General features: G+C 48.8%; 12 protein-coding genes. 5 read left to right on the forward strand and 7 right to left on the reverse strand.

The genetic code is table 11. The annotated features are described in order from the left end of the window. Positions 1-129 precede the first annotated feature (129 nt). The gene (locus tag BACSA_RS04415) at positions 130-1,224 is read left to right on the forward strand and encodes a DUF1848 domain-containing protein (protein ID WP_013616917.1); all 1,095 of its coding nucleotides are present in this window, start codon (positions 130-132) and stop codon (positions 1,222-1,224) included. A gap of 86 nt (positions 1,225-1,310) precedes the next feature. Here the strand turns inward: BACSA_RS04415 and BACSA_RS04420 are convergent, their stop codons facing one another. Next, positions 1,311-2,957: a C69 family dipeptidase gene (locus BACSA_RS04420; RefSeq protein WP_013616918.1), complete on the reverse strand. Its 1,647-nt coding sequence runs from the start codon at positions 2,955-2,957 to the stop codon at positions 1,311-1,313. A 100-nt stretch (positions 2,958-3,057) separates the two neighbouring features. Next, positions 3,058-4,719 carry a M23 family metallopeptidase gene (locus tag BACSA_RS04425; RefSeq protein ID WP_013616919.1) on the reverse strand — a complete coding sequence of 554 codons (1,662 nt, stop codon included), beginning with the start codon at positions 4,717-4,719 and terminating at the stop codon, positions 3,058-3,060. Between the two features lie 465 nt (positions 4,720-5,184). On the opposite strand from BACSA_RS04425, the gene BACSA_RS04430 reads away from it, so the two are divergent. Together BACSA_RS04430 and BACSA_RS04435 are read left to right on the forward strand one after the other, a co-directional pair. Next, entirely contained in the window at positions 5,185-6,261 is a 1,077-nt protein-coding gene (locus BACSA_RS04430; RefSeq protein WP_013616920.1) for a YeiH family protein, read from the forward strand. A 184-nt stretch (positions 6,262-6,445) separates the two neighbouring features. Next, entirely contained in the window at positions 6,446-7,873 is a 1,428-nt protein-coding gene (locus tag BACSA_RS04435; RefSeq protein WP_013616921.1) for a carbon starvation CstA family protein, read from the forward strand. Positions 7,874-7,955: 82 nt separating this feature from the next. Here BACSA_RS04435 and BACSA_RS04440 read toward each other — a convergent pair whose 3' ends face one another. After that, complete coding sequence (locus BACSA_RS04440; RefSeq protein WP_013616922.1) at positions 7,956-8,540, reverse strand: DUF6621 family protein; 585 nt, start codon at positions 8,538-8,540, stop codon at positions 7,956-7,958. Positions 8,541-8,739: 199 nt separating this feature from the next. Here BACSA_RS04440 and clpB point away from each other — a divergent pair, with 199 nt between their 5' ends. Further along, the gene (gene clpB, locus BACSA_RS04445; RefSeq protein ID WP_013616923.1) at positions 8,740-11,328 is read left to right on the forward strand and encodes an ATP-dependent chaperone ClpB; all 2,589 of its coding nucleotides are present in this window, start codon (positions 8,740-8,742) and stop codon (positions 11,326-11,328) included. Between the two features lie 173 nt (positions 11,329-11,501). Here clpB and BACSA_RS04450 read toward each other — a convergent pair whose 3' ends face one another. The 4 genes from BACSA_RS04450 to BACSA_RS04465 form a co-directional block, all read right to left on the reverse strand. Beyond that, entirely contained in the window at positions 11,502-13,724 is a 2,223-nt protein-coding gene (locus tag BACSA_RS04450) for a glycoside hydrolase family 3 C-terminal domain-containing protein (RefSeq protein ID WP_013616924.1), read from the reverse strand. 19 nt (positions 13,725-13,743) lie between these two features. Further along, entirely contained in the window at positions 13,744-16,248 is a 2,505-nt protein-coding gene (locus tag BACSA_RS04455; protein ID WP_013616925.1) for a glycoside hydrolase family 2 TIM barrel-domain containing protein, read from the reverse strand. Between the two features lie 92 nt (positions 16,249-16,340). After that, positions 16,341-19,223, reverse strand: coding sequence for a TIM-barrel domain-containing protein (locus tag BACSA_RS04460; protein WP_013616926.1), 2,883 nt, complete (start codon positions 19,221-19,223; stop codon positions 16,341-16,343). A 146-nt stretch (positions 19,224-19,369) separates the two neighbouring features. Continuing rightward, entirely contained in the window at positions 19,370-23,380 is a 4,011-nt protein-coding gene (locus BACSA_RS04465) for a hybrid sensor histidine kinase/response regulator transcription factor (RefSeq protein WP_013616927.1), read from the reverse strand. Between the two features lie 472 nt (positions 23,381-23,852). On the opposite strand from BACSA_RS04465, the gene BACSA_RS04475 reads away from it, so the two are divergent. After that, positions 23,853-24,818 carry a FimB/Mfa2 family fimbrial subunit gene (locus BACSA_RS04475; RefSeq protein ID WP_013616928.1) on the forward strand — a complete coding sequence of 322 codons (966 nt, stop codon included), beginning with the start codon at positions 23,853-23,855 and terminating at the stop codon, positions 24,816-24,818. Positions 24,819-24,902 lie beyond the last annotated feature (84 nt).

The raw sequence follows: 24,902 nt of genomic DNA on the forward strand, positions 1-24,902 counted from the left end.
AAAGGAACAGCAACGCTTTATCATAGAAGGCTGAATAATATTTAAAAAGGTATTTAGATATTTATCATCTCATTGATAAAACATTGGCTTCCAATTATATTTTGTATCTTCGCGAGATGCTCAGTTGTTATGGAAACGGATAAAATAACTCGTGAAGAGATACATGTTAAGTTCCGGGTAGCGAAGGAAAAGATAACCACCGATTCTGGCAAACAAATAGAAGCAACCGCTCCGGTAATCATTTCCGCCAGCCGCTCTACGGATATACCTGCCTTTTATGACAAATGGTTCTTCAACCGTTTGGCTAAAGGGTATTGTGTATGGTATAATCCGTTTAACCGGAAGCCGATGTATGTCTCTTTCAGGCATTGTAAGGTGGTGGTGTTCTGGACAAAGAATCCGGAACCTATCTTGCCTTATTTATATCAGTTAGATGAACGGGGGATTCATTATTATTTTCAGGTAACGTTGAACGACTATGTACGCGAAGGTTTCGAACCGAATGTGCCCAGTGTGGAGAAACGGATTGAAACGTTCCGCAAATTATCGGAACAGATTGGACATGAACGAGTAATATGGCGGTTTGATCCGTTGATTATCACGCCTACCATAACCCCACGTACATTGCTAAACCGGATATGGAAGATAGGCAATCGGTTAAAAGGGTACACGGACAAGCTGGTATTCAGTTTTGTGGATGTAAAAGCCTATCGGAAAGTGCTGAGCAATCTGATAAAGGAAACGCATTGCTTTACGAAAGAGAATGTAGAAACCGCAGAACTGAATGAGGTGCAACGGTTGGAAATAGTGGAAGGTCTGGCGAAGTTACGCGATGTATGGAAAGCCGAAGGCTGGAACCTGACGCTTGCCACATGTGCCGAAGAAGCTAACTTGGAGAAGTATGACATTGATCATAACCGTTGCATAGACGGGGAGTTAATGGAACGTGTGTTCGGCGAAGATAAGGAGTTGGTTTACTATCTGCATACCGGCAAGTTGCCCGAACCGGATTTGTTCGGAGAGATTCCTCCTATTCCTATTGAACGGAAAAATTTGAAAGACAAGGGGCAGCGTAAAATATGCGGATGCATGGTGAGCAAAGACATCGGGATGTATGATACGTGCCGTCATTTTTGTGTATATTGCTATGCCAACACAAGCCGTGAATGTGTGTTGCGAAATAAAGCAAGGCATTCGGATGATAATGAAAGCTTGATAGAATGAAGATTAACCAACATATTTATACAAAGAATCCGCTTCAAAATGAAGAAGCTTTCATCTTAAAGCGGATTTACTATTTGTATAAAGGCCTACTTCAGGTCAATCATCTTATAGCGCTCGCCGGTAGACTTCACCAGTTCGTTCAGGAATTCTTGCGGATATCCGGGACGGTCAAGCGGAGCCGTATTGCCCGTTTCGGGACGTACCAGCTTGCCATTCTTTACCCGTTTCACTACCCCGTCGTTATAGCGCACAATGAGGAACTCGCCCAACTTCTTCCATGCATCTACCGCCGCCTGGGCACTCATGCCTGTGTAATTAGTGAGGAACTCTTTCGCCTTCTGCGGATTCTCGGCATAAAGTTTCATGGCGGTGCTTTCGATTCCGGATTGCGCATCGGCATACATATCTTCCAATGCATTCTGAACGGTACGCATATCCTCTACCATCAGGCTATACCGCGGACGAATCATATCTGCCACCCAATTGTAAATCCAGAACGCCGAATTCCATGAGAACGTGACACAATCGCCTTCTCCTTCGGCATACGAAGCCGGCACCTTATCGGTATTGCAATACACCGGAGTGAAAACCGTCATGTTGGCATCGTCCAAGCCGAACCACAGAACACCGCCGATAGCATCGGGCATCGTGGAACGCATCTGGGAAACAAACGTAAAGGCACTTTGCTGGGTCGAGATGGGACGCTCGTTGAAATATTCCTGCCCGTCTACCTTAAATGTCAACGGAGACAAGCGGTAAGGCATCTGGAAAGCTCCGGCACCCATATCGTTCGTAATATCGAGGGGAGTGCCTTCGTAATGGTCGCGCATCGCCTGCTGGATGTCGCGCACCGACACCTTGCGGTCGGGTTTCACGTAAAGCGGCATCGGCTCCTTGCTTTTGCCTTGGATGTAAGGAAGGTATGCATCGCCGGTGGTCTTGCTGAACATATTATAGAAACTCCACACGCGGGCTTCGCACGCACGCAAGCCACTGAAATCCAGCGGACAATAGGCATCGGCGAAACTGAAATCCTTGTTCATCCCATTGAAATAGCCTTTCTCACGGGCGAAGGAAATCACATCGGGCGAATACAGGCAATTGTCCTTGTCGTTCAGGTCGAACTTATGGATGCGGCTTTGGTTGGCATGTGCCGCGATGCAATCATCGGGAACACGCACCGCCACCCATACGGCACCTTTCACGCCCGGACCTTTGCCTATCATCTCCATAATCCATACCTCGTTCGGGTCGGCGATAGAAAACGACTCGCCGCTACTGTAATATCCGTATTCCTTAACCAAGTCGGTCATCACCTTAATGGCTTCCTTTGCCGTGCGAGAGCGCTGGAGCGCCACATAAATCAGGCTTCCATAGTCCATGATTCCGGTAGTATCCACCAGTTCGGGACGTCCGCCAAAGGTGGTCTCCCCTATCGTCACCTGAAATTCGTTCATATTTCCAATGACATTATAGGTCTGCTTCGCCTCCTTTATCTGCCCCAGGTACTTGCCGGTATCCCATTCGTAAATCGGGCGCATGGCTCCCGATTCGTGCGTCATCGCCGGATAATGGCACAAGAATCCGAACATGCCGTACGAATCCGCCGAATAGGAAACGATTACAGACCCGTCGGCAGAGGCTTTCTTTCCGACAATCAGGTTGGTGCAAGCCCAACCGTTCATCACACACATTGCCAATAGCATGGCAATCCATCCAAGTTTTTTTCTCATTGTTATTCGTGTTTTTTATTTTGATAATTTATAATTGTTCTGAAACGCAGATACCCGCAGATTGACGCGGATTTAAATGCATCGCCCGATGCACCTATATTCAGAATTCATATTCCTCTCGTGCCTCGTTCCCGCATCCGTCTTTCACGATGACTTCCAGCCGGTGAGCCACGCCTTTCTTTATCCGCTCAGGGTCTTGAATGACCAAGACTCCCTTCTTCAGCCCGAACAATACAAACTCTCCGTCGACATAAACCTTATACGAAGCAATCCCAGTCTGCGCATCGCTCACCCGGAAACGTATGTTGCGGTTCGTACGCCAAGTGCCTCTTCCCAAGGGAGTGATGCGGGGAGCGACCGTATCTGTCTGTACCGAAAATGTACCGAGCGTACGGACGGTTGCCTTTACCCAACCGTTGGCGTATGTTCCTCCCACCGATGCTTTCCACTTGCCCACCCGTTGCTCGATGTAATATTTCGTGGTGTCTGCTACGGGCAAACGGCGCACGCCTATTTCCAACGGGCAAAAGCCATGCAAAGGTGCAGGTCCCGCATCAAGCACATAGTCGAACGAGATTTTCCCGCTATCACTCACCACACGGGTATCCAGTTCGGTATCTTCATACACCATGGCTTTCGGAACAATCAGGTTCATGCCCGGTTCCTGTACGACATTGGTCTGGTTCCAATGCAACACCCGCTTGGCCTGAGGCTCGTAAACAGGGATATCCTGCCGCTTTCCCGATACCGTGAAGCGGTATGAACGCTTGTTCCCGAAATTATCCTCCAGCACATACCGGAAATGATAATCACGCTCCTCGTCTATCGTCACGATGCCCCTTGCGTCATCCGTCTCCAATAAACGCAAGCTATTGCCCGGAGCCTTATACGAACGCATGACGAGCCGGCGGGTTTTCGCGTACTCCCCATAATCGATAAAGCTGTTTATCATCCGGTTCTCATTTGCCGAAACTTCATCGGTAACACTCCGGAAAACCTGTACCGAATCGACATAAAGCGTCACCGAATGCACGCCATAGAAATTGGAAGTCCCGCTCATATAATCCTTAGCGGCAATGCCCGTATAGATTTCTCCCCATGCCGTAAAGCGTTGCTTCAGGTTTCCAGCCCCTACCAGCTTGCGCCGGGAACTTCCATCTACCACTCCCCTGCCCTTTACGGGATAAAGCCCTATCAGGCTTGCCACGGGCGAACGGTCATCCTTCAGGTATTTCCGGAAGTAAGGCATGGGGTCGACATAATCCCCGTTATCGTTCCGGCGCAACTCCAGGTGCAGGTGCGGCCCTGCCGATGAGCCTTCGTTTCCGCTCAACGCAATCATTTCTCCCTTTTCTATGGGAAGCACATCCGGCTCGATGCGAATGTCGCATACGAACGTCTCATGTTCGTACTGATACTTACGGACATATTCCTGAATCTTCGGAGCGAACGAAACCACGTGTCCGTATACCGAAGTGAATCCGTTGGGATGGGTCACGAACAAAGCTTGCCCATATCCGCCATGCAGCACCATGACGCGCGACACATAGCCTTCCGCTACACTGTAAATAGGTTTTCCTGTCACGCCTCCGGTCTTGATGTCCAAACCGTTATGGAAATGATTGGGACGCAATTCACCAAAGTTCGCGCTCAATAAAAGCGGAAAGTCGAAAGGCGAACGGAAGTCCGGCTCCATTTTTCCTTGTGCATGAGCGAAAAGCACCGCCCCCCATACCAGTGCCAATAGTATTTGTCTCTTCATTCAAACCTCTTTTTTAATGCTTTTTGAAAATTCGGAGCAAATATACAATTTCCTGACAAAAAACACGGCATAGAATTTGTAAAGTATTTAACTTTTTCGTACATTTGGGAACTTTCGGGTAAAAGCGAGAGACAAACCGGAAACCTTTCCTAATACGAAGATTCTTTTTACATTTTTACTTGTTTTCAATAGGATTACATATAATTATCGCAAATAGAAGAGGAAAGGGAAACGGACATGAACTGTTCCTCTTCTGAACGGGTTCTGATGCCTGTGACAGATGATTTATGCGCATGGATGCCACAAGCGGAAACCACATTCCGCTTATGGCAAACAAGCGGGCTTCCCTTATCCGTTATTACTTGAGTTTATCACGAATAATTCTTTTTCAATAGGTTTATTGGATTTAATCACCTACCTTTGCACCCGCAAAGAAAAAAATAACCATTAAAATTCATTGTGTATATGTTCGAAAAAGGAAATAGGGGAAATACCCTACACGGTATCTTGCTTATCGCCCTCTTCTCATTCGCGGCTTTCTATATCGCCGAAATCCCCTTCGTCAGAAGTCTCTCGTTCAGCCCGCTTATCGTGGGCATCATATTAGGCATGCTGTATGCCAACAGCTTACGGAACCGGTTGCCAGAGACATGGGTACCGGGCATCAAGTTCTGCACCAAGCAAATCCTGCGTGCCGGCATCGTGCTTTACGGTTTTCGCCTGACCCTTACACAAGTAGTAGCGGTAGGGCTTCCCGCCATCCTCATTGATACCCTCATCGTGGCTGGCACCATCGGACTGGGCGTATGGCTGGGACGTGCCTTGAAAATGGACAAGGACACTTCGCTCATGACCGCTACGGGAAGTGCCATTTGCGGTGCGGCAGCAGTACTGGGAGCCGAACCGGTGGTAAAATGTGAAGGGCATAAAACCGCCATTGCGGTATCTACGGTCGTTATCTTCGGTACCATTTCCATGTTCTTATACCCGATTATGTACCGCGCCGGATTACTGGACGCATTAGGGAACATCGGTACGGCTATCTATACCGGAAGCACACTTCACGAAGTGGCACACGTAGCCGGAGCCGGCAATGCCATGGACCCGACCGATGCCTTGGGCATAGCCGGTACAGCCACCATTACCAAGATGATTCGCGTCATGATGCTTGCCCCGGTATTGGTTATCATGAGTTTCGCACTTGCCAAACGCAAGTCGGCTGAAACCGGAAGCACCTCGGGTAAAAGCAAAATCACCATCCCCTGGTTTGCCTTCGGATTTATCGGCATCATCTGCCTCAACTCTTTCCTACAATATATATTAGGTGTAGAGAGTGTAAAAGAAATCCCGCTGAACGGCGCCATCGAATACATCGATACCTTTATGCTGACCATGGCGATGACGGCACTGGGCACAGATACCAGCATCGAGAAGTTCAAGCAAGCGGGCGCCAAACCGTTCCTTCTTGCCGGATTATTATATGTATGGCTGGTGGGAGGCGGATACCTGCTCACGAAATGGCTGGTTCCGGCGTTGATGTGATGTCTCACAAAGAAACGATTTAAACACAGATTAGCGCAGATTTACGTGGATAAATAATAAAAAGAATCCATGCAAATCTGCGTTTCTTCGTTTTTTCAATAGCAGAACCAATCATATTTAAAGAATTATTCGTAGTTTTGCAGCGATTTGTTACAATATGAAACAATTTAATTACTGAAAAACTATGATAACATTTGTGTTGAGCCTGATAGCCCTCGTAGTGGGCTATCTCATTTATGGGCGTATCGTAGAGCGTATATTTGCTCCCGATGACCGCCCTACCCCTGCGGTCAGCATGGCGGACGGGGTCGATTACGTGGTACTTCCCGGATGGAAGATTTTTATGATTCAATTCCTGAACATTGCCGGAACAGGCCCTATCTTCGGTGCCATCATGGGAGCCAAGTTCGGTCCTTCTGCTTACCTGTGGATTGTATTAGGCTGCATCTTTGCCGGAGCCGTGCACGATTATTTAAGCGGCATGCTCTCCATGCGCCATGGCGGAGCCGGATTGCCCGAACTGGTAGGCGCTTATCTGGGCGGACGCACCAAGAAAGTAATGCTGGTTTTCTCCGTATTCCTCTTATTAATGGTAGGTGCCGTATTCGTTTATAGCCCTGCTATCATTTTAGGAAAACTTTGCAGCGACTCGCTAACGTGGGTGTACATCTGGTGCCTCATCATTTTCGCCTATTACTTCCTTGCCACCATGCTGCCCATCGATAAGATTATCGGACGCATCTATCCGATTTTTGCCATAGCCATGCTGTTTATGGCAATCGCCTTAATGGGCGTGCTCTTTATCAAATGGCCTTCCTTGCCCGAACTGACCGACGGGCTTACAAACATGAATCCGGCTTCAGGAACCATATTCCCCTGCCTGTTCATCACCATTGCCTGCGGAGCCATCAGCGGTTTCCATGCCACCCAAAGCCCGCTTATGGCACGGTGCATCAAGAGTGAACGCCAAGGACGCCCCTTGTTCTATGGAGCCATGATAACCGAAGGAGTAGTCGCTCTGATATGGGCCACCGTATCGATGTACTTCTTTTATGGAGGTGCCGCCGGAGAGTTAGGCGTGCCGGCTACCCTGCAAGCGCCCGAAGTCGTTACCACCGTATCTCAAGGATGGCTGGGAGTATTCGGCGGCGCCCTGGCAATATTGGGAGTAGTAGCCGCCCCAATCACCAGCGGCGATACAGCCCTGCGCAGTGCCCGGCTTATCATTGCCGAATTCCTGCACTTGGAACAACACTCCATACGCAAACGCATCTACATTTGCATCCCCGTATTCGGAGTCACCTTAGCGCTATTATGGTATAACATTGCCGATGCAGACGGATTCAACGTGATATGGAATTATTTCGGATGGGCTAACCAAACATTAGCGGTATTCACGCTTTGGACAATAACCGTTTACCTGGTACGGAAGAAGAAAAATTATTGGATTACGCTTCTTCCTGCCATGTTCATGACGGCGGTCTGCCTTTCGTTCCTGCTCATTTCCAAGGATAGTTTCGGCTTGCCAACTATCGTAGGCTACATCTCGGCTATAGCCGCTTTCATCATATCGGGATTGCTTTTCGCCGTATGGAAAGCAAGATGTAAATAAATCCAAACGCAGAGACGCAAAATCAATCTTCACTTTTTGCGTCTCTGCGTTTCCTGAAAAACAGGCATCATTTCTTCCGCTCTTACAGTTCATCGGGGCGAATGCCCAACGCCTGAAGAATAGCAAAGCCCAACATTTCGAAAGCAAATGCGCCTTGATAAGCCGGCGGATTCATACCAAACACGGTTACCCCGTCTTTGCCTTCTTCCACCTTATTTATATAAGAGCCCAACTGTTCTCCATACCCGTCCTCATCGGGCACTACGATAATCTTCCGCACCTCTTTCGATTCTCCCAGCAATTGGAACGACTCAAGAAACAAATCTTCACGCGAAGAAAATCCCGAAGGCTGGAAAGCATACAAGGAGAACTCGCCCAACTGGCTCTTGAAAGCCATGGCATGAAGTTCTTTTTCTAAATCGGAAGGAGTACAAAACGATAAATGCTTGTCTGCCCCATCGTAGACAAAAACGACTTGAACCTTATTGTCTCCTAAAGGTACCCCGGCATCCAATGCAAGGCATTCCAACAAAACAGCCAAGTCGGCTTTGGGCAAATCCCGCTTGATGAGCGGAGTAAAGTGCCGTACCAAATCAGTTCCGACACGCTCCAAATAAGTTGCGTCTATCAACATCACCACGGGTTCAAAAGGTATTTTCTTTTCCATATCAGCACAATCTAATCAGTTTCCGCGATAAAGATACGAAAACTTTACTGACAATTTGTACATACATCGGACAAACTTGCAGATTTATTTTATAACATACTGACTTTTAGTCAGATATATATTCATTTTTCCAATTGGCAAACTATTTGAAGAAGATAGAATGTAATCATTGAAACAAGAAATCAAGAAAGGAGAATATATGAACTTTAACAACTTTACAATCAAATCGCAAGAAGCTGTGCAAGAAGCGGTCAATCTGGTACAAAGCCGCGGACAGCAAGCCATCGAGCCCGAACATTTGATGGCAGGGGTGCTGAAAGTAGGAGAAAATGTGACAAACTTCATTTTCCAGAAACTGGGCATCAACGGCCAACAAATCGAAACGGTACTCGACAGGCAGATTGCTTCTCTGCCGAAGGTATCGGGAGGAGAACCCTACCTGAGCCGTGATGCAAACGAGGTATTGCAGAAAGCCATCGAATACTCGAAAGGATTAGGTGACGAGTATGTATCACTGGAAGCGCTGCTGCTCGCTCTGCTGAATGTGAAGAGCACCGTTTCCACCATGCTGAAGGATGCCGGACTGACCGACAAGGAACTGCGTGCAGCCATCAGCGAACTGCGGCAAGGACAGAAAGTAACTTCGCAATCGAGCGAAGATACCTACCAGTCGCTGAACAAGTATGCCATCAACCTGATTGAGGCAGCCCGTACCGGAAAACTCGACCCCGTAATCGGACGTGATGAGGAAATCCGCCGTGTGCTTCAGATATTAAGCCGGCGTACGAAGAACAACCCGATTCTGATTGGTGAGCCGGGTACCGGTAAGACCGCTATTGTAGAAGGGCTTGCCCAACGTATCCTGCGTGGTGACGTACCCGAAAACCTGAAGAACAAACAGCTCTTCTCACTGGATATGGGTGCGCTGATTGCCGGCGCCAAATACAAAGGCGAATTCGAAGAGCGGCTGAAATCGGTTATCAACGAGGTGAAGAAATCAGAGGGAAACATCATCCTGTTCATTGATGAAATCCACACACTGGTAGGTGCAGGAAAAGGTGAAGGTGCCATGGATGCAGCCAATATCCTGAAACCGGCATTGGCACGTGGCGAACTGCGGAGCATCGGTGCCACTACCCTTGACGAATACCAGAAGTATTTCGAAAAGGATAAAGCCTTGGAGCGTAGGTTCCAGACCGTCATGGTGGACGAACCCGACACGGCAAGCTCTATCTCTATCCTGCGTGGCTTGAAGGAGCGTTACGAGAACCACCACCAAGTGCGTATCAAAGACGAAGCCATCATTGCCGCCGTAGAACTGAGCAACCGTTACATCACCGACCGTTTCTTGCCCGATAAGGCTATCGACCTGATGGACGAGGCAGCCGCAAAACTCCGTATGGAGCGTGATTCGCTTCCCGAAGAGCTGGACGAAATCGAACGCCGGTTGAAACAACTGGAAATCGAGCGCGAAGCCATCAAGCGGGAAAAGGATGAAGCCAAACTTGCCCAGCTGAACAAGGAAATAGCCGAACTCAAGGAACAAGACACTTCTTACAAAGCCAAATGGCAGAGCGAGAAGGAACTGGTGAACAAGATACAGCAGAACAAGAAGGAAATCGAGCAATTGAAGTTCGAAGCCGACCGTGCCGAACGTGAAGGCGACTACGGAAAAGTGGCAGAAATCCGATACGGAAAACTGCAGGCATTGGAAAACGAAATCAAGAGCATCCAAGAAGACCTGAAGAAAAAGCAGGGCGACAACGCCATGATTAAGGAAGAGGTAACTGCCGAGGATATAGCCGATGTAGTATCGCGCTGGACGGGAATACCGGTAAGCAAGATGCTGCAAAGCGAACGCGACAAGCTGCTCCATTTGGAAGACGAACTGCACAAACGTGTTATCGGACAAGACGAAGCCATCGAAGCCGTAGCAGACGCCGTGCGCCGGAGCCGTGCAGGACTGCAAGACCCGAAACGCCCCATCGGCTCGTTCATCTTCCTGGGCACCACCGGTGTAGGTAAGACCGAACTGGCAAAAGCACTGGCAGAATACCTGTTCGATGACGAATCGCTGATGACCCGTATTGACATGAGTGAGTATCAGGAGAAACATACCGTCTCGCGTCTAATTGGTGCGCCTCCGGGATACGTAGGTTATGACGAGGGCGGTCAGCTGACCGAAGCCGTGCGCCGGAAACCTTACTCGGTCGTACTGTTCGATGAAATCGAGAAAGCGCACCCTGATGTCTTCAATATCCTGCTTCAGGTATTGGACGACGGACGTCTGACGGACAATAAGGGACGTACGGTGAACTTCAAGAACACCATCATCATCATGACCTCCAACTTGGGAAGCTCATACATACAAAGTCAGTTTGAGAAGATTAACGACCAGAACCATGACCAGATTGTAGAAGACACCAAGAAAGAAGTGATGGAGATGCTGAAAAAGACCATCCGTCCGGAGTTCTTGAACCGTATCGATGAAATCATCATGTTCCAGCCGTTGGATAAAGACCAAATCAAGCAGATTGTACGCCTGCAAATCAACGGCATACAGAAGATGCTTGCCGACAATGGCGTAACACTACAGATGACCGACGAAGCCGTCGAGTTCCTTGCTACGGCAGGATTCGACCCCGAATTCGGTGCACGTCCGGTCAAGCGTGCCATCCAGCGTTACCTGCTCAACGATTTGTCGAAGAAACTGCTGGCTCAGGAAGTCGACCGCACAAAACCGATTGTGGTAGAACGCAATGCCGACGGATTGAAGTTCCGCAACTGACCCTACGGCGGCACTTTCAGACGCACGGGAGACGCGCCGCACCCTTACGGCAACTGAAAAACGCCACAGAAGCATTGGAATCTTTCCCGCTTCGCACATTAACAACAGAGGCTGCCTCAAAGTCCGACTTGAGGCAGCCTCTGTTTTTTTATTCTTCAACGAAGAAAAGCCTTTCAGAGCAGTTCGAACGAAACCGCACCGCGTATATCCGCAGACGATGCGCCGATATACGCCTTGAATTTACCCGGTTCCGCTACCCATTCGTGACGCTTATCATCGAAGAATTTCAAGGCATCGGGAGTAACGGTGAAAGTCACTTCTTTTTCTTCACCCGGCCGAAGATCCACTTTTCGGAAGCCTTTCAGCTCCTTTACAGGACGAAGCACGGAGCACTTATCGTCGCCGATGTAAAGCTGGACAATCTCCTTGCCGGCTACCGTTCCCGTATTCTTTACTTTTACCGAAACCGTAAGGCTTCCGTCTTTATTCATCGCCTTAGCCGAAATCGCCGGTTTGCCGTATTCGAAAGTCGTGTAGCTCATCCCATAGCCGAACGGGAACATCGGTTCAATTTTCTTGGTGTCATACCAGCGGTACCCCACAAGAATGTCTTCCTTATATACTTCGCGGATGCTGTCACCCGGATAGCAAAGCGCATCGAAAGCATGGGCTGGGCAGTCCTCCAGTTTCACAGGGTAAGAGAAAGGAAGTTTCCCACTGGGATTGACTTCGCCGCTCAGCACATCTGCCAACGCGTTTCCGGTAATCGTACCCAAATACCAAGTCTGCACCACAGACGGAACGTCATCGAGCCACGGCATCGCCACCGCATTCCCGCTTATCAAAACGACTACCATATTCTTATTTACTTCGAGCAACGAACGAATCAGTTCATCTTGCCCGAAAGGCAAGTTATAGGTAATGCGGTCGCCCGCCTCGCAATCCTGCTGATGGTTTTTGTTCAGTCCGCCTACATAAATGACCAAGTCGGCTTCCTTCGCCTTTGCCACGGCATCCTCACGCAACGAATCCATCACCGCCTGCGGAATCTCTTCCACATTGCCATACATCGGACGCCCTGCCTTATAACCTTGCGCATACGTCACATTGCCGTACTTTTTACGCAAACCGTCCAAGGGAGAAATGAAATCTTTGGGCTTCAGTTCCGAAGAGCCTCCTCCCTGCATCAGGTTGCGCACCGCATTGTCGCCTACCACAAGGATGTTTTTATACGCGCCGGGAACAATCGGAAGCAAGCCTGCCTGTTTCTTCCCGTTTCCGTTCTTCAGGAGCACTGTCCCCTCGGTTGCCACTTCGTATGCCACCTGATAATGTGCCGGCGAAGCCATCGAGCCGAAAGGCTTTTTGCGGTTCATTGCCGTGCGGAAAATCAGACGGAGCACGCGCCCTGCCTTGTCATCGACCACCTCCATCGGAATCTTGCCTTCTTTTATCATCTTCAAGTAAGCTTTGCCCAAATAATAGTCATCATAACCGAACTCCGACTCCGAGGTCAATCCGTTGGTGTAAGAGCCCATTTCGAGGTCAAGCCCGTACATGGCGGCTTCGTACGTATCGTGTGCCGCTCCCCAGTCGGTCACCACACACCCGTCGAACTTCCATTCGCCTTTCAGAATGTCATTATTCAAAAGCTTGTGATGCGTGGCGTGCGTACCGCGTACTTTATTATAAGCTCCCATAATGCTCCATGCCCCGCCCCGCTCTACCGCCGCCTTGAATGCAGGCAGATAGATTTCGTACAAGGCACGGTCGCTCACCTCCACATCGATATGCCCGCGCCACAATTCCTGATTGTTGAGCGCATAATGTTTCACGCAAGCCGCTACTCCGTTCTTCTGCAACTCCTGAATGTAAGGCACACACATCTCGGCGGCGAGGTAAGGGTCTTCGCCCATGTATTCAAAGTTACGTCCGTTCAAAGGCGTGCGGTATATGTTCACGCCCGGTCCCAGCTGCACGTCCTTGCCACGATATAAGGCTTCTTCGCCCAATGCTTTTCCGTATTTGCCCGAAAGTTCAAGATTCCATGTAGCAGCAAGGCATGTCAATGCCGGAAAAGCCGTACAACTGTCGCTAGTCCATCCGGCATATCCCCAGTCGTTCCAATTGATTTCGGCACGTACCCCGTGAGGGCCGTCGGAATACCACAGTTCAGGAATGCCCAGACGCGGACATCCGGGCGAACTGAATTTTCCCTGCGCATAACTCAGGCGTGCCTTTTCCTCTACCGTCATCCGGCTCAAGGCATCCTGCACGCGCGCTTCTATCGGCTGGCTGTCGTCCAAATACACCGGAAGCGTTTCCACCGTTTGCGCCATCGGTGCAGACAGGGATAACGCCACACTAGCACATATTGTCAATAATTGTTTTTTCATGGTTTTCTGTTTTATAATTTTATTCTGCTGTTATCGATACTTCGGCATCACGCAAGCCATCGGAAACCGCCTTCAGGCGGGCACCTCCGGCATCTCCCGTGTTTTGCAATACCACGAGGCACTTGCCGTAAAAAGCCTTGCGCTTATTGTCCTTGAACCGCTCCATCGAAATGGGGCTTCCGTTATCCACTCCGGCTATAAAAGCATTGCCTTCTACCTGAAAACGGACCAAATTGTCGGCGTTCGGACACAGATTGCCATCCTTATCCAAAATCTCTACCGTTACGAAACTCAAGTCACGCCCATCGGCATACAAGTTGGAACGATCGGGAGTCAGGCGGATTTGGGCAGGGGTTCCGGCTGTACGGATTTCTTTCTCGCCTACTACCTTTCCTTCTTTACGTGCCACCACCTTCACGCTTCCCGGCTCGAACTTGACACGCCATGCCGCATGCAGGCAATCAGGAGTCTTCGCCTTCACGCCTTGCGACTTGCCGTTGACAAAAAGTTCCACCTCGTCGGCATTGTTGTAATAGCACCACATATCAATATCCTGTCCCGGCGTCCAGTTCCAGTGCGGGAAAAGATGGAGCACAGGCTTGTCCGACCACTCCGCCTGATAGAGGTAATAGGCATCCTTCGGAAATCCGGCAAGGTCGACGATGCCAAAATACGAGCTGCGTGCAGGCCATCCGTAAGGAGTAGGCTCGCCGATATAGTCGAATCCCGTCCACACATATTGCCCGCTGATGAAAGCATTGTCACGAATCAGCTTTATAGTTTCCTCATGCGTGTTTCCCCAAGGCACATGGCAATTGTCATATGCCGAGCAAGCGAAAGTCGGGTCGTAATACGGCTTGTCCCAACGGTCGGGACAAACGGTAACCTTATCGCTCGGCATCCGGTAATACCCGCGTGTGGCAAGAGCCGAATTGCTTTCGGTGATTATAAAAGGCTTGTTAGGGAAATTCTTAGGCACATCGGGAATATTCGCGTTATGATAATTGTACCCGATAATGTCCATAGCTCCCGACTTGAACAAATGGTTTGCCGGATTCGGTTCATTGCATCCGGTCGTAATGGGACGTGTCGGGTCGAGTGCCTTTACAAACTCAGCCAGCCTCTTCGCCAGCAATGAATTGACACTCATCTCCCCTTCTTTTGCCAACATATCCGCCGAATGCCCGAAGTTCAGAATCAGGTTCGCTTCTTCCAGACTTAACGTATCGGCTTTGGCATCGCTCCACTGCTCCAACACTTCGTTGCCGATGCTCCAAATAAATATGGAGGGATGGTTGCGGTCGCGCAAGATGAAATCGCGCAAATCCCGTTCATACCACTCATCAAAATAGCGGGCATAGTCGTGCGAGGTCTTCTTCTTGCGCCACATGTCGAACGCCTCATCCATGACGATGAACCCCATCCGGTCGCACAAGTCGAGCAATTCGGGCGCAGGAGGATTGTGCGAACACCGGATGCCGTTGCATCCCATCTCTTTCAGGATTTCCAGCTGGCGTTCCATGGCACGCACATTGACCGCCGCTCCCAAGCATCCCAAATCGTGATGCATACATACCCCGTTTATCTTCATCGGTCTTCCGTTAAGGATAAATCCCTTTTCGGCATCAAAAGAAAACGAACGGATACCTACAGGCGTTTCATAACGGTCGACCTGTTTCCCTTCTTGTACCACTTCGGTCAATAAGGTATATAAATAAGGTGTATCAATATCCCACCGTTCGGGATTCCCGACCTTTAGCTGTTGCGAGACCTCGGTTTCCTTCCCGGCTTCTACGAAACAGTCCGTTTCTCCACTTGCAACGATAAGCCCTTCCGCATCCAGCAAAGAAGAATGCACCTTCACCTGAGCAGGCATAGCTGATTCATTTGCTACACGGGTCTGAATATCCAAATCCGCCTGCGCATCACTCACCTCACTCACCGTAGCATACGTTCCCCATTCTGCCACATGCACCGCACCGGTCTTCACCAGCCATACATTCCGGTAAATGCCGCATCCCGAATACCAGCGTGAATTAGGCTGTTCGGAATTGTCCACACGCACGGCAAGCACATTCTTTTCGCCCCACTTGAGATGCGGGGTAAGGTCGTAACTGAAAGTAATGTATCCATACGGACGATGCCCCAGAGACACACCGTTGAGAAATACTTCCGAATTCATATAGACCCCATCAAACACGATACGGAACTTCTTATCCGCATCGGCTTTATCGGGAACGAAAGTCTTACGGTACCATCCGATGCCTCCGGGCAAAGCCCCTCCGCCTGTACCGGACGGATTATCCTGACTGAAGTCGCCCTCTATCGCCCAATCATGAGGCAAGTCGAGCGCACGCCACGCCGTATCAGCAAAACCGACTTCTTCCGCTTGCGGTTCGTCTCCTAACAGGAAACGCCAGCCGTCGTTGAAGTCTATCTTCTCGCGGACTTTTTCCGGAGATGCCGCACACGAAGCTAAAAGCAGGCAACATACTCCGCATAAAAGAGAAGCTAATTTCTTCATGGTTGTTTCTTTTATTGAACACAGAGGCACAAAGACACAGAGCTATAAAATTAAAATCCTCTGTGCCTCCGTGTCTCTGTGTTCTATTTCATTTATAATTTCACCGATACTTCTTCACCCGTATAGTCCACCGTTACACCTTTGGCATTCAAGTCGAAAGGCTGTGCCTTGTCAGGATTCACCTTTACCACGGTAAAGGTACGTTTCTCCAGCATACCGGGGAATGAACCCTCACGCTTGCCAATGGTCAAAGTCTTTTCTTCCTCATCGTATTCCATCGGAATCATGGCATACTTGCCCTGCTCGTAGTTATAGTTCACACCTTCGTCTTCGTACAGCGTAAACTCTCCATCGGCACCTTGATATACATAAAGTACAATGCGATCTGCCGGCTTTTCATCGGTATATTGCATATCCTCACCGAACGGAACGATAGAACCGGCACGCACGTAAAGCGGTACACGCTCGTAAGGCGCTTTCACATCTGCCTTCACACCACCCTGCTGGAACTTGCCGGTATAGAAATCATACCAACCTTCCGCTTTCGGAAAATAAACCTCACGCGAACGGGCACCGTATTTATATACCGGAGATACCATAAAGGAAGGACCGAACATAAACTGGTCACCGATGTTATTTACATTCGTATCAGATGTGAAATCCATCACCAGCGGACGCATAATCGTATAATCCTTAAACCAGGTCATGCCTGCCAGAGAATAGATATACGGCATCAGGTTGTAGCGCAACTTCGTATAATAAACAATGGAGTTATAAGCCGGATGCCCTTCTGGAGCAATTTCCCACGGCTCGCGCAACGGATACTGACCATGGGCACGGTACAGCGGACAGAACGCGCCGAACTGGAACCAACGCGTATTCAGCTCACGCCATTCCTTATAGTCGGCATTCTCGGTCTTTGTCTCGTTCCATTGCTTCTGACCTGCCACGTAACGGTTTTCTACACAGAATCCGCCAATGTCCATCGTCCAATATGGAATGCCGCTCATGGCAAAGTTCAGTCCGGCTGATATCTGTGCCTTCATGTCTTCCCAACGGGTAGCGATGTCACCGCTCCACGTAGCGGTAGAATAACGCTGCAATCCGGTAAAGCCCGAACGGGTCAGCAAGAATACACGTTTATTGTTATCTACTCCACGCTGGCCGTTATAGATAGCATCGGCATTCATCAAAGCGTAAGCATTGAAGTATTCAGCCGAGGAGCCTAATGCCGTAGGACCGCACAAATCCTTGCGGTATTGCAAATCAGTACAATCGCGCACGTTCGGCTCGCTGGCATCCATCCACCAGGCATCAATGCCCAACGGATAATAATGCTCGTACATCTGGTTCCAGAACAACTTGCGTGCATCGGCACTATAGGCATCATAGAATCCGTATGTATAACCCGGACCTACCCAGTCCTTCAAACTGTCCTTTACCGATTGCTGGTACATCCAGCCCTTCTCATCAAATTCCTTGAAATGTTCGGTTGTCGTATAGAATTTCGGCCATACGGAAATCATCATCCGTCCGTGCATGGCGTGAATAGAATCTACCATTGCTTTCGGATTGGGGAAACGTGCCTTGTCGAACTCATGGCTTCCCCAAGCATTTTCGGGCCAGTGGTTCCAGTCAAGCACGATGTTGTCAATAGGAATCCGGCGGTCGCGGAACCCTTTCAAGGCACCCAGCATTTCGGCTTGCGTATTGTATTTCTCACGGCTTTGCCAATACCCCATCGCCCATTTCGGCATAATCGGCGACTTGCCCGTCAGCGTACGGTAGCCGCTGATGACCTCGTCCATATCGTCACCCGCGATAAAATAATAATCCAGTTGCCGCGTCATTTCGCTCCACCACGATTGCTTGCCCTGTTCTTTCGGGTCTACCGGACTGTATACACGAAGTCCGGAATAAGATACGGCTCCGTCGGGAATCCATTCCACTTTGAGCGGCACACGCTTTCCGGCTTCCAGATTGACCGAGAACTTATAGCTGTTCGGGTTCCACGCCGTACGCCAACGTTCAGGCACCACCAGCTGGTTATCGATGTATATCTTTGTATATCCCGCATAATACAGAATAAACTTGAATTCTCCGCTTTCCGACGGTTCGATAGAACCTTCATACGTCACCTTCGAACCATAGAAAGGAAAATCTTTAGGCAAGTTCACCACATGTCCCAAATCGCCTCTTACCAGATGCTCGAAATAGAGCGAATCCTCACGGCGCACCAAGGTCTCCGCCCCCGACCCTTCGGCAGGCACGTATGTACCGGTAATGGCACCTTCTTTTCCATCCTTGTCATAAAGCTTGAACACTTCCCCCAATTGTGAATAATCATTGGGATTACCGAAACGGCAGAGCGAATAACTGTCAAGCAACACACCGTAATTCTTGTTCGATACGATAAAAGGCACAGACACCTTCGTATTGTATTGGAACAACTCCTCATTCTTACCTTTGTAGTTGAACTCGTCCGCCTGATGTTGCCCCAGGCCATAGAACGCCTCGTCATCGGGCGACTCGAATACCTGACGGATCGTGTATCCCTTCGTGCCTTCTACTTCGATCGGAGCAAATGTTTTCCCTCCCCCTTTGTTTTCCTGCAGAATCATGTTACCGTCTTCATCGGTAAACCATACTTCACCCGTAGACGCCAGCACCGAAGCACGCACCTCATCGGTAGATACCGTAATGGTATCGCCTTGTTGCGCTACCGTAAAGGGAGTCTGCTCCGTTTGAGGAACAACAACCAGACTTTGCCGGTCGGCAAATTTCTTTTCAGGCGTTGCCGACACGTGGATAAGTTTTTCACCCATCACCTGAAAACGAACCAGACGCACATCTGTGTCGCCCTTTTGCTGTACTTTTACGATTACACCCTTGTCTGTCTCTTCATAAACGTTTCCGGAACATGCACCAAACAATAATCCGGCGAGCAGGCAATAAGAAATGTTTTTCATATTCATACCCAACTGATGTTTAAAGTTAAACCATAAATTATCTATGCACAAAATTACACATTGTCTGCCTATTCCCGGCTTTCAAATGTTTTATACAAGGATTGTCTTTTGTCTCTTTAGGTCTCATTTGTTACCAAGTTGGGTGTCATTTGTTATTTACCCTCTTTTTCCTGATAGGCAGAGGGCAAAACGCCAAATTCCTCCTTAAAGTAACGGCTGAAATATTTAGGGTTGTTAAAACCTACTTCATAGGCAATTTCCGACACGTGCAGCTGGCTTTCACGCAACAACTGGGCTGCTCTTTTCAACCGGATAACCCGGATAAACTCAATGGGAGTCTTACCGGTAATCTGCAACAACTTCTTATAAAGGTGCACACGGCTCATCCCCAGTTCACGGCTCAATTCCTCTACCGACAAATCGCTTCTCGAAATGTTTTCTTCCACATATTTCACAGCCTTCTCTATCAGCTTTTCATCCAAGGACGTAATGAGTATTTCGCTCGGAGCCGGGTCTATGGTCGATGTTTGTGCAGACCGATGATAGCGGCTCAATTCTATCAGTTTCCGGATGCGCAACACCAATACAGTCATGTTGAAAGGTTTGGTCACATAGTCGTCCGCTCCCGTCTCCAGTCCTTTCACTTTCGATTCCACCGCCTGACGCGCCGTCAGCAGGATAACCGGGATGTGTGCCGTACGCTTGTCTCCTTTTATCAGCCTGCACAGTTCGTTTCCATCCATACCGGGCATCATCACATCGCTGATGACCAAATCAGGCTGTAACTCCTGTATCTTAGACAAAGCCTCTTGCCCGTTCGAGGCAACCTCTACCCGGTATTGCAATTCCAGACTATGCCGCATAAACAACCGGAAATCCTCGTTGTCATCCACGACAAGCAAAAGCGGGAAATCCTTCCGGTCGGTTGACGCCATTGCCGTCTCCTGCCCTTCATCCATAGGCACACATACCGGTTTAGGCAATTCTGCCTTTACGTCGACATGCCTTACCGGCAAGCACACCACAAATACTGCTCCCGTACCGATGTTATCAAAGACTTCCACCGTACCGTCATGCAGCCTGACAAAATCCCGCACCAGGCTCAAGCCGATGCCGCTTCCCGTCATTTCATCCTGCCCCTTATGCTCTGTCTGGTAAAAACGCTCGAAGATATGTTCCTTTTCACCGTCGGGGATGCCGATTCCTGTATCTGAAACCTTTATCTCGAATACGTTCGAATCGCCTTCCACATACTCCAGCATCACGGTGACACGTCCGCCCTCAGGAGTAAACTTAAAGGCATTGGAAAGCAGGTTCATCACCACCTTCCCTATCTTGTCGGCATCGAAAGCCATCGAAAACGCATCCACCCCCGAAAAGAAAGAAAACCGGATATGCTTCTTGTCTGCCATTGACAAAAACGAATTGCAGACCTCATGGATATACCCCACAATATCTCCTTCCGACAAAGACAGGTGATGTCCGCTCATCTCTCCTTTCCGGAAGTCCAGCAACTGGTTGACCAACATCAACAGACGCTGCGCATTGCGGTACATCAGCTGCAACACGGTGCGCTTCGATTCATCATCTGCCGTTTTCTTCAACAAATCTTCCAGCGGAGCAATAATCAAAGTCAATGGCGTACGCAATTCGTGGCTGATGTTGGTAAAGAAACGGAACTTCATCTGATTGATTTCCTCCTTCCGGGCTGCTTCTTGCTCTATCTGCTGCATGCGGAACTTTTCGCGTTCACGCTTCAAAGTCAAACGCCGCGCAAACAACAATGCACTTATGCCCATAATCACATAAAGCAGGTAAGCCCACCACGACAGCCAGAAAGGTGGATGCACAATCAATTTCAGTTGTGCCATCTCCTTGCTTTCATAGCCATCGCTATTGACCGCCTTCACTTTCAAGGTATAAACGCCATGATTCAGATTCGTAAATATAAGCCGGTAAGCACCTGCCGGAAGCGACAACCAGTCCTTACCGATTCCTTCCAGTTTATACCGGAACAATGTCTTTTCCGGCAAGATGAAATTATCCGTAGCCAGTTCTATGGTAAAAATATTCTGCCTGTAGTCCAATTCCACCTTACGGACCTTGTTCAAGTCTTCGGGCAATATCAGATTGCCTTCATACGTTTTGCCTACCTCCACCTCCTTGTCAAACAAAGACAAGCCGGAGAACAAGACATTCGGCAGCTGTGTGTTGTAACTGATTTCACCCGGATTAAAAATATTCAAGCCATAAAGTCCTCCCGCCACAATTGTTCCGTCCCTCAAGGTCTTGATGGAACGCAAGTTGAAATCGCAGTTCTGAAGCCCGTCCGCATTATCATATACATGCGGTTCAAACGAATAGTCTTCTTCACCCTGACGCGACACTTTGATATGAACCATCCTCCGTGTCGATGATACCCACAGATTATGCCCATGGTCTTCAGCAATCCCCGAAATCATCTCCCCTTCCTCGCCTGTAATTTCGGGAAAATCTCTCAAGACTTGAGATTTCGGGTCATACATTTTCAATCCTTCAAGAGTGGCAATCCATACCAGCCCCCGGCTGTCTCCAAATACCTGGTTGACCCCAAAATCGTTTCGCTCTCCCGACATCGACGGCACCTTGTAAATCGTCCTGTCCTGCAAGTTCATGCATGCTACACCCACCGTACCAATGACCAGCGTATTGTCGGGCAAAAGGCAAAGCGAATTAATCAGGTTGTCGGGCAAATCCGAATTGGCAGTCGTGTAGGTTTCCATTTTACCAGTTTGCGGATGAAAGCATTGCATCCCTGCATCCAGATACCCAATCCACAGGTTACCTTCCCGGTCTTCCACCAAGTCCCAGACATTGTTACTCGACAAGCCATCCGCCATGGTATACCGGACTGTCTTTCCCTTATCCAGGCAATACAATCCGCCATTGAAAGTGCCAGCCCATAATTTCCCGTCACGTGCTTTCAACAGTGCAACAATCGGATTCGAATCAATCCGCCGGGAACCATATTCCTCAAACTTGCGTGTCTTGACATTCCATAAAAGCAACCCGTCATCGTTGGTTCCCAGCCACAACCGATGCGCATCTTCCTGTTCGATGCACGTAATATCGCCCAAAGACTGGAAATGAAACTTGAAAATACTTTCTCCGTAATACGAAATACCTTTCTTGTAAGTACCTGCCCATACCAAACCGTTACGGTCGACATAAAGCTGATACACCGTATTATGGCACAAGCTACGTTCATCGTCTGCATGATTTGTCAGATTCACGACCTCGCCAGTCTTTTTGTCGAACACGTCAATGCCCTTGTAATCCTTTGCCAGCCAAATGCGTCCGGCCTTATCCTGCGCCACCGCATGCACAAAGTCTGTCTGATGCCTCCACGGAGCCGCCCAGTCATCGCGCCAGCGTCCGGTTGGCACATCATATACCCACAGCCCCAACACGCTGTATATCCACACACAGTCATCAGCATCCGTAAAAAGCGAAAACTGAACGTATTTCCCCTTCGGAAGTTGAGCCGGTATATCATCTTTTTTCCATTTCAGATTCAGTTCGTCACGCCCGATGCAGACCAGCAACCCATTATCATACAACAACAAAATCCCGTCACGGCACTCTCCCACCACACTGATACCCGATACAGGCAAGCCGTTTTCCCGCAATACAAAGACTTTCGGCTCTTCTCCTTGTTTATAGCGGTAACACCCCTCTCCGGCAACATACAGCCACGTATATCCTTTCTTGTCTACATAAACATACAACGGATTTTTAGCGTTGCTGCCCAATTGTTTCATAAATCCGCTCAAATCATTGATAAAAATCTCTTTATCTTTATCAAACAAAGCATATTCACGTTCTGTCTTTATCCAAAGCTTGCCTTCGGGACTCTCACAAATATTCGCTACCACATTATCGGGCAACGAATACGGGTCATTATTCAAATGCCGGAACACGCGGAAAGTATACCCGTCATAACGGTTCAACCCGTTCCGCGTACCGAACCACATAAATCCGTCCCGATCCTGATAAATAGAATAAACCGTATTGCTGGAAAGCCCGTCGGCTACTTCCAAATGCTTGAACATATAGCGGTGTGCACGACCTCCGGCACATGCCAGTATAATAAACAATGCAATAAAAATCTGTTTTTTCAGCATAATAAGATGAAAGGCTTTGTTTGTTTTCGATTACAAAAGAAACAAAAAAACGAGAAAAAAGCAAGCGCACCCGTTTTTTTCTAAGAAGCTGTTTTGAATTTATCGTGCGCTGATTTGGATGAGTTTTTGAGGCATTTCCGCTTGTGTGATGAGGAAGATAGCGGGCTATCTGACGAAGAACAGAAGCGGAAAGGACCAAAAAATCGCCCAAAGCACACACGAAAAAGGATACATCAAGCCAAGAAAAACTTTTTGGAGAAATTCAAAACAGCTTCTAAATGAACCTTGCCTTTCACCCCATGCCGGATACGCCGAAGCAACCGTTACGGTTTGCCTTTTCGGACCGTATACGTCCACAGACATGAAGGCAACAGCAAAAGACACAGGCTTTCGGACATTTTCTTCCTGCTGTAAGAACAAAAGGGACAACCGGCGTGTTATATCTATAGAACCAATTAAAAACCAATAAGTAATGAAAAAATTAGCATTCTTGACAGTACTTGCCCTATTCGTGACAAGCTGCCACAACGATGACACTCCGGTAGCTCCCGAAAACCCGGCATCCGACCTGATCAGTCCTGCCATGTACATGGGCATATTCACCCGTGACGGAAACAAACCTTTTACAGGAGTACTGAGCGTAGCTCCCTGCAACGAAAGCACATCCATTTATTATGGAAATTATGTAAACCAGAAACTGACACCTTTCCATGGATATTATTTCATCAAAGACGGTTCTGTTTATCCCAATGCAAACAACCAGGAAGTAAGCCTGCCTGCCGGTACATACGACATGGTTTATTGGGGCACACCCCAGTATACCGAACCCATTTACGCTTATCCGAATGTACGAGAACCCAACTACAGCATCGGTGAAGACTTTGCCCAACAAGACTTCAGCCTGCTTGCCATTTCCAATGACACGACCTATTATCCCACTTTCGACCTCGTACATGCCCGCCGCCCGGTAAATGTCGGGACAGAAGACCTGGACGCAGACCTGCACCGGGTAGTGAGCGGACTGAAAGTAACGTTAAAAGACAACAAAGGCAATGCTTTGAGCAATAATATCGAAAACGTAGAAGTACGGGTAACACACATTGCGGAAAAGCTGAACTTTTACACCGCCCAGCCTGAGGGAAAAGCCTGCACTGTAGCTTTCCCGCTGGTCCGCTCTGACGACGACAAAGAAATGAGTAACGGCACAGTGATGATGTTTCCTTCTTTCGGCACCCCCGAACTCCAAGTCTTCATCACACTTGCCAACGGAAAGACCAAGACGTTCAAACAAACACTGAATGCCCCACTGGAAGCCAACAACAAGCTGACACTTGATATCAGCATCGGCAATATCCTGGAAGAAGAAGATTCGGGCAGTTTCACCGTTGACGAATGGAACGAGTCAAACGAAGAAATCAATGTCCCTATCCTGGAATGAACGGCAGGTATGAAGGAACCATTTGGTTTTGCATGTAAGTCATATCGTTCTTCCAGAAAGCATACTTTTATGTTCTCGATATCA

This window comes from Phocaeicola salanitronis DSM 18170, assembly GCF_000190575.1.
GTDB classification, from domain to species: domain Bacteria; phylum Bacteroidota; class Bacteroidia; order Bacteroidales; family Bacteroidaceae; genus Phocaeicola; species Phocaeicola salanitronis.

Coding starts and splice junctions, on each gene's coding strand:
- BACSA_RS04475 (WP_013616928.1), top strand. CDS start 23,853: ATGAAAAAATTAGCATTCTTGACAGTACTTGCCCTATTCGTGACAAGC.
- BACSA_RS04440 (WP_013616922.1), bottom strand. CDS start 8,540: ATGGAAAAGAAAATACCTTTTGAACCCGTGGTGATGTTGATAGACGCA.
- BACSA_RS04430 (WP_013616920.1), top strand. CDS start 5,185: ATGTTCGAAAAAGGAAATAGGGGAAATACCCTACACGGTATCTTGCTT.
- BACSA_RS04435 (WP_013616921.1), top strand. CDS start 6,446: ATGATAACATTTGTGTTGAGCCTGATAGCCCTCGTAGTGGGCTATCTC.
- clpB (WP_013616923.1), top strand. CDS start 8,740: ATGAACTTTAACAACTTTACAATCAAATCGCAAGAAGCTGTGCAAGAA.
- BACSA_RS04420 (WP_013616918.1), bottom strand. CDS start 2,957: ATGAGAAAAAAACTTGGATGGATTGCCATGCTATTGGCAATGTGTGTG.
- BACSA_RS04455 (WP_013616925.1), bottom strand. CDS start 16,248: ATGAAGAAATTAGCTTCTCTTTTATGCGGAGTATGTTGCCTGCTTTTA.
- BACSA_RS04465 (WP_013616927.1), bottom strand. CDS start 23,380: ATGCTGAAAAAACAGATTTTTATTGCATTGTTTATTATACTGGCATGT.
- BACSA_RS04460 (WP_013616926.1), bottom strand. CDS start 19,223: ATGAATATGAAAAACATTTCTTATTGCCTGCTCGCCGGATTATTGTTT.
- BACSA_RS04425 (WP_013616919.1), bottom strand. CDS start 4,719: ATGAAGAGACAAATACTATTGGCACTGGTATGGGGGGCGGTGCTTTTC.
- BACSA_RS04450 (WP_013616924.1), bottom strand. CDS start 13,724: ATGAAAAAACAATTATTGACAATATGTGCTAGTGTGGCGTTATCCCTG.
- BACSA_RS04415 (WP_013616917.1), top strand. CDS start 130: ATGGAAACGGATAAAATAACTCGTGAAGAGATACATGTTAAGTTCCGG.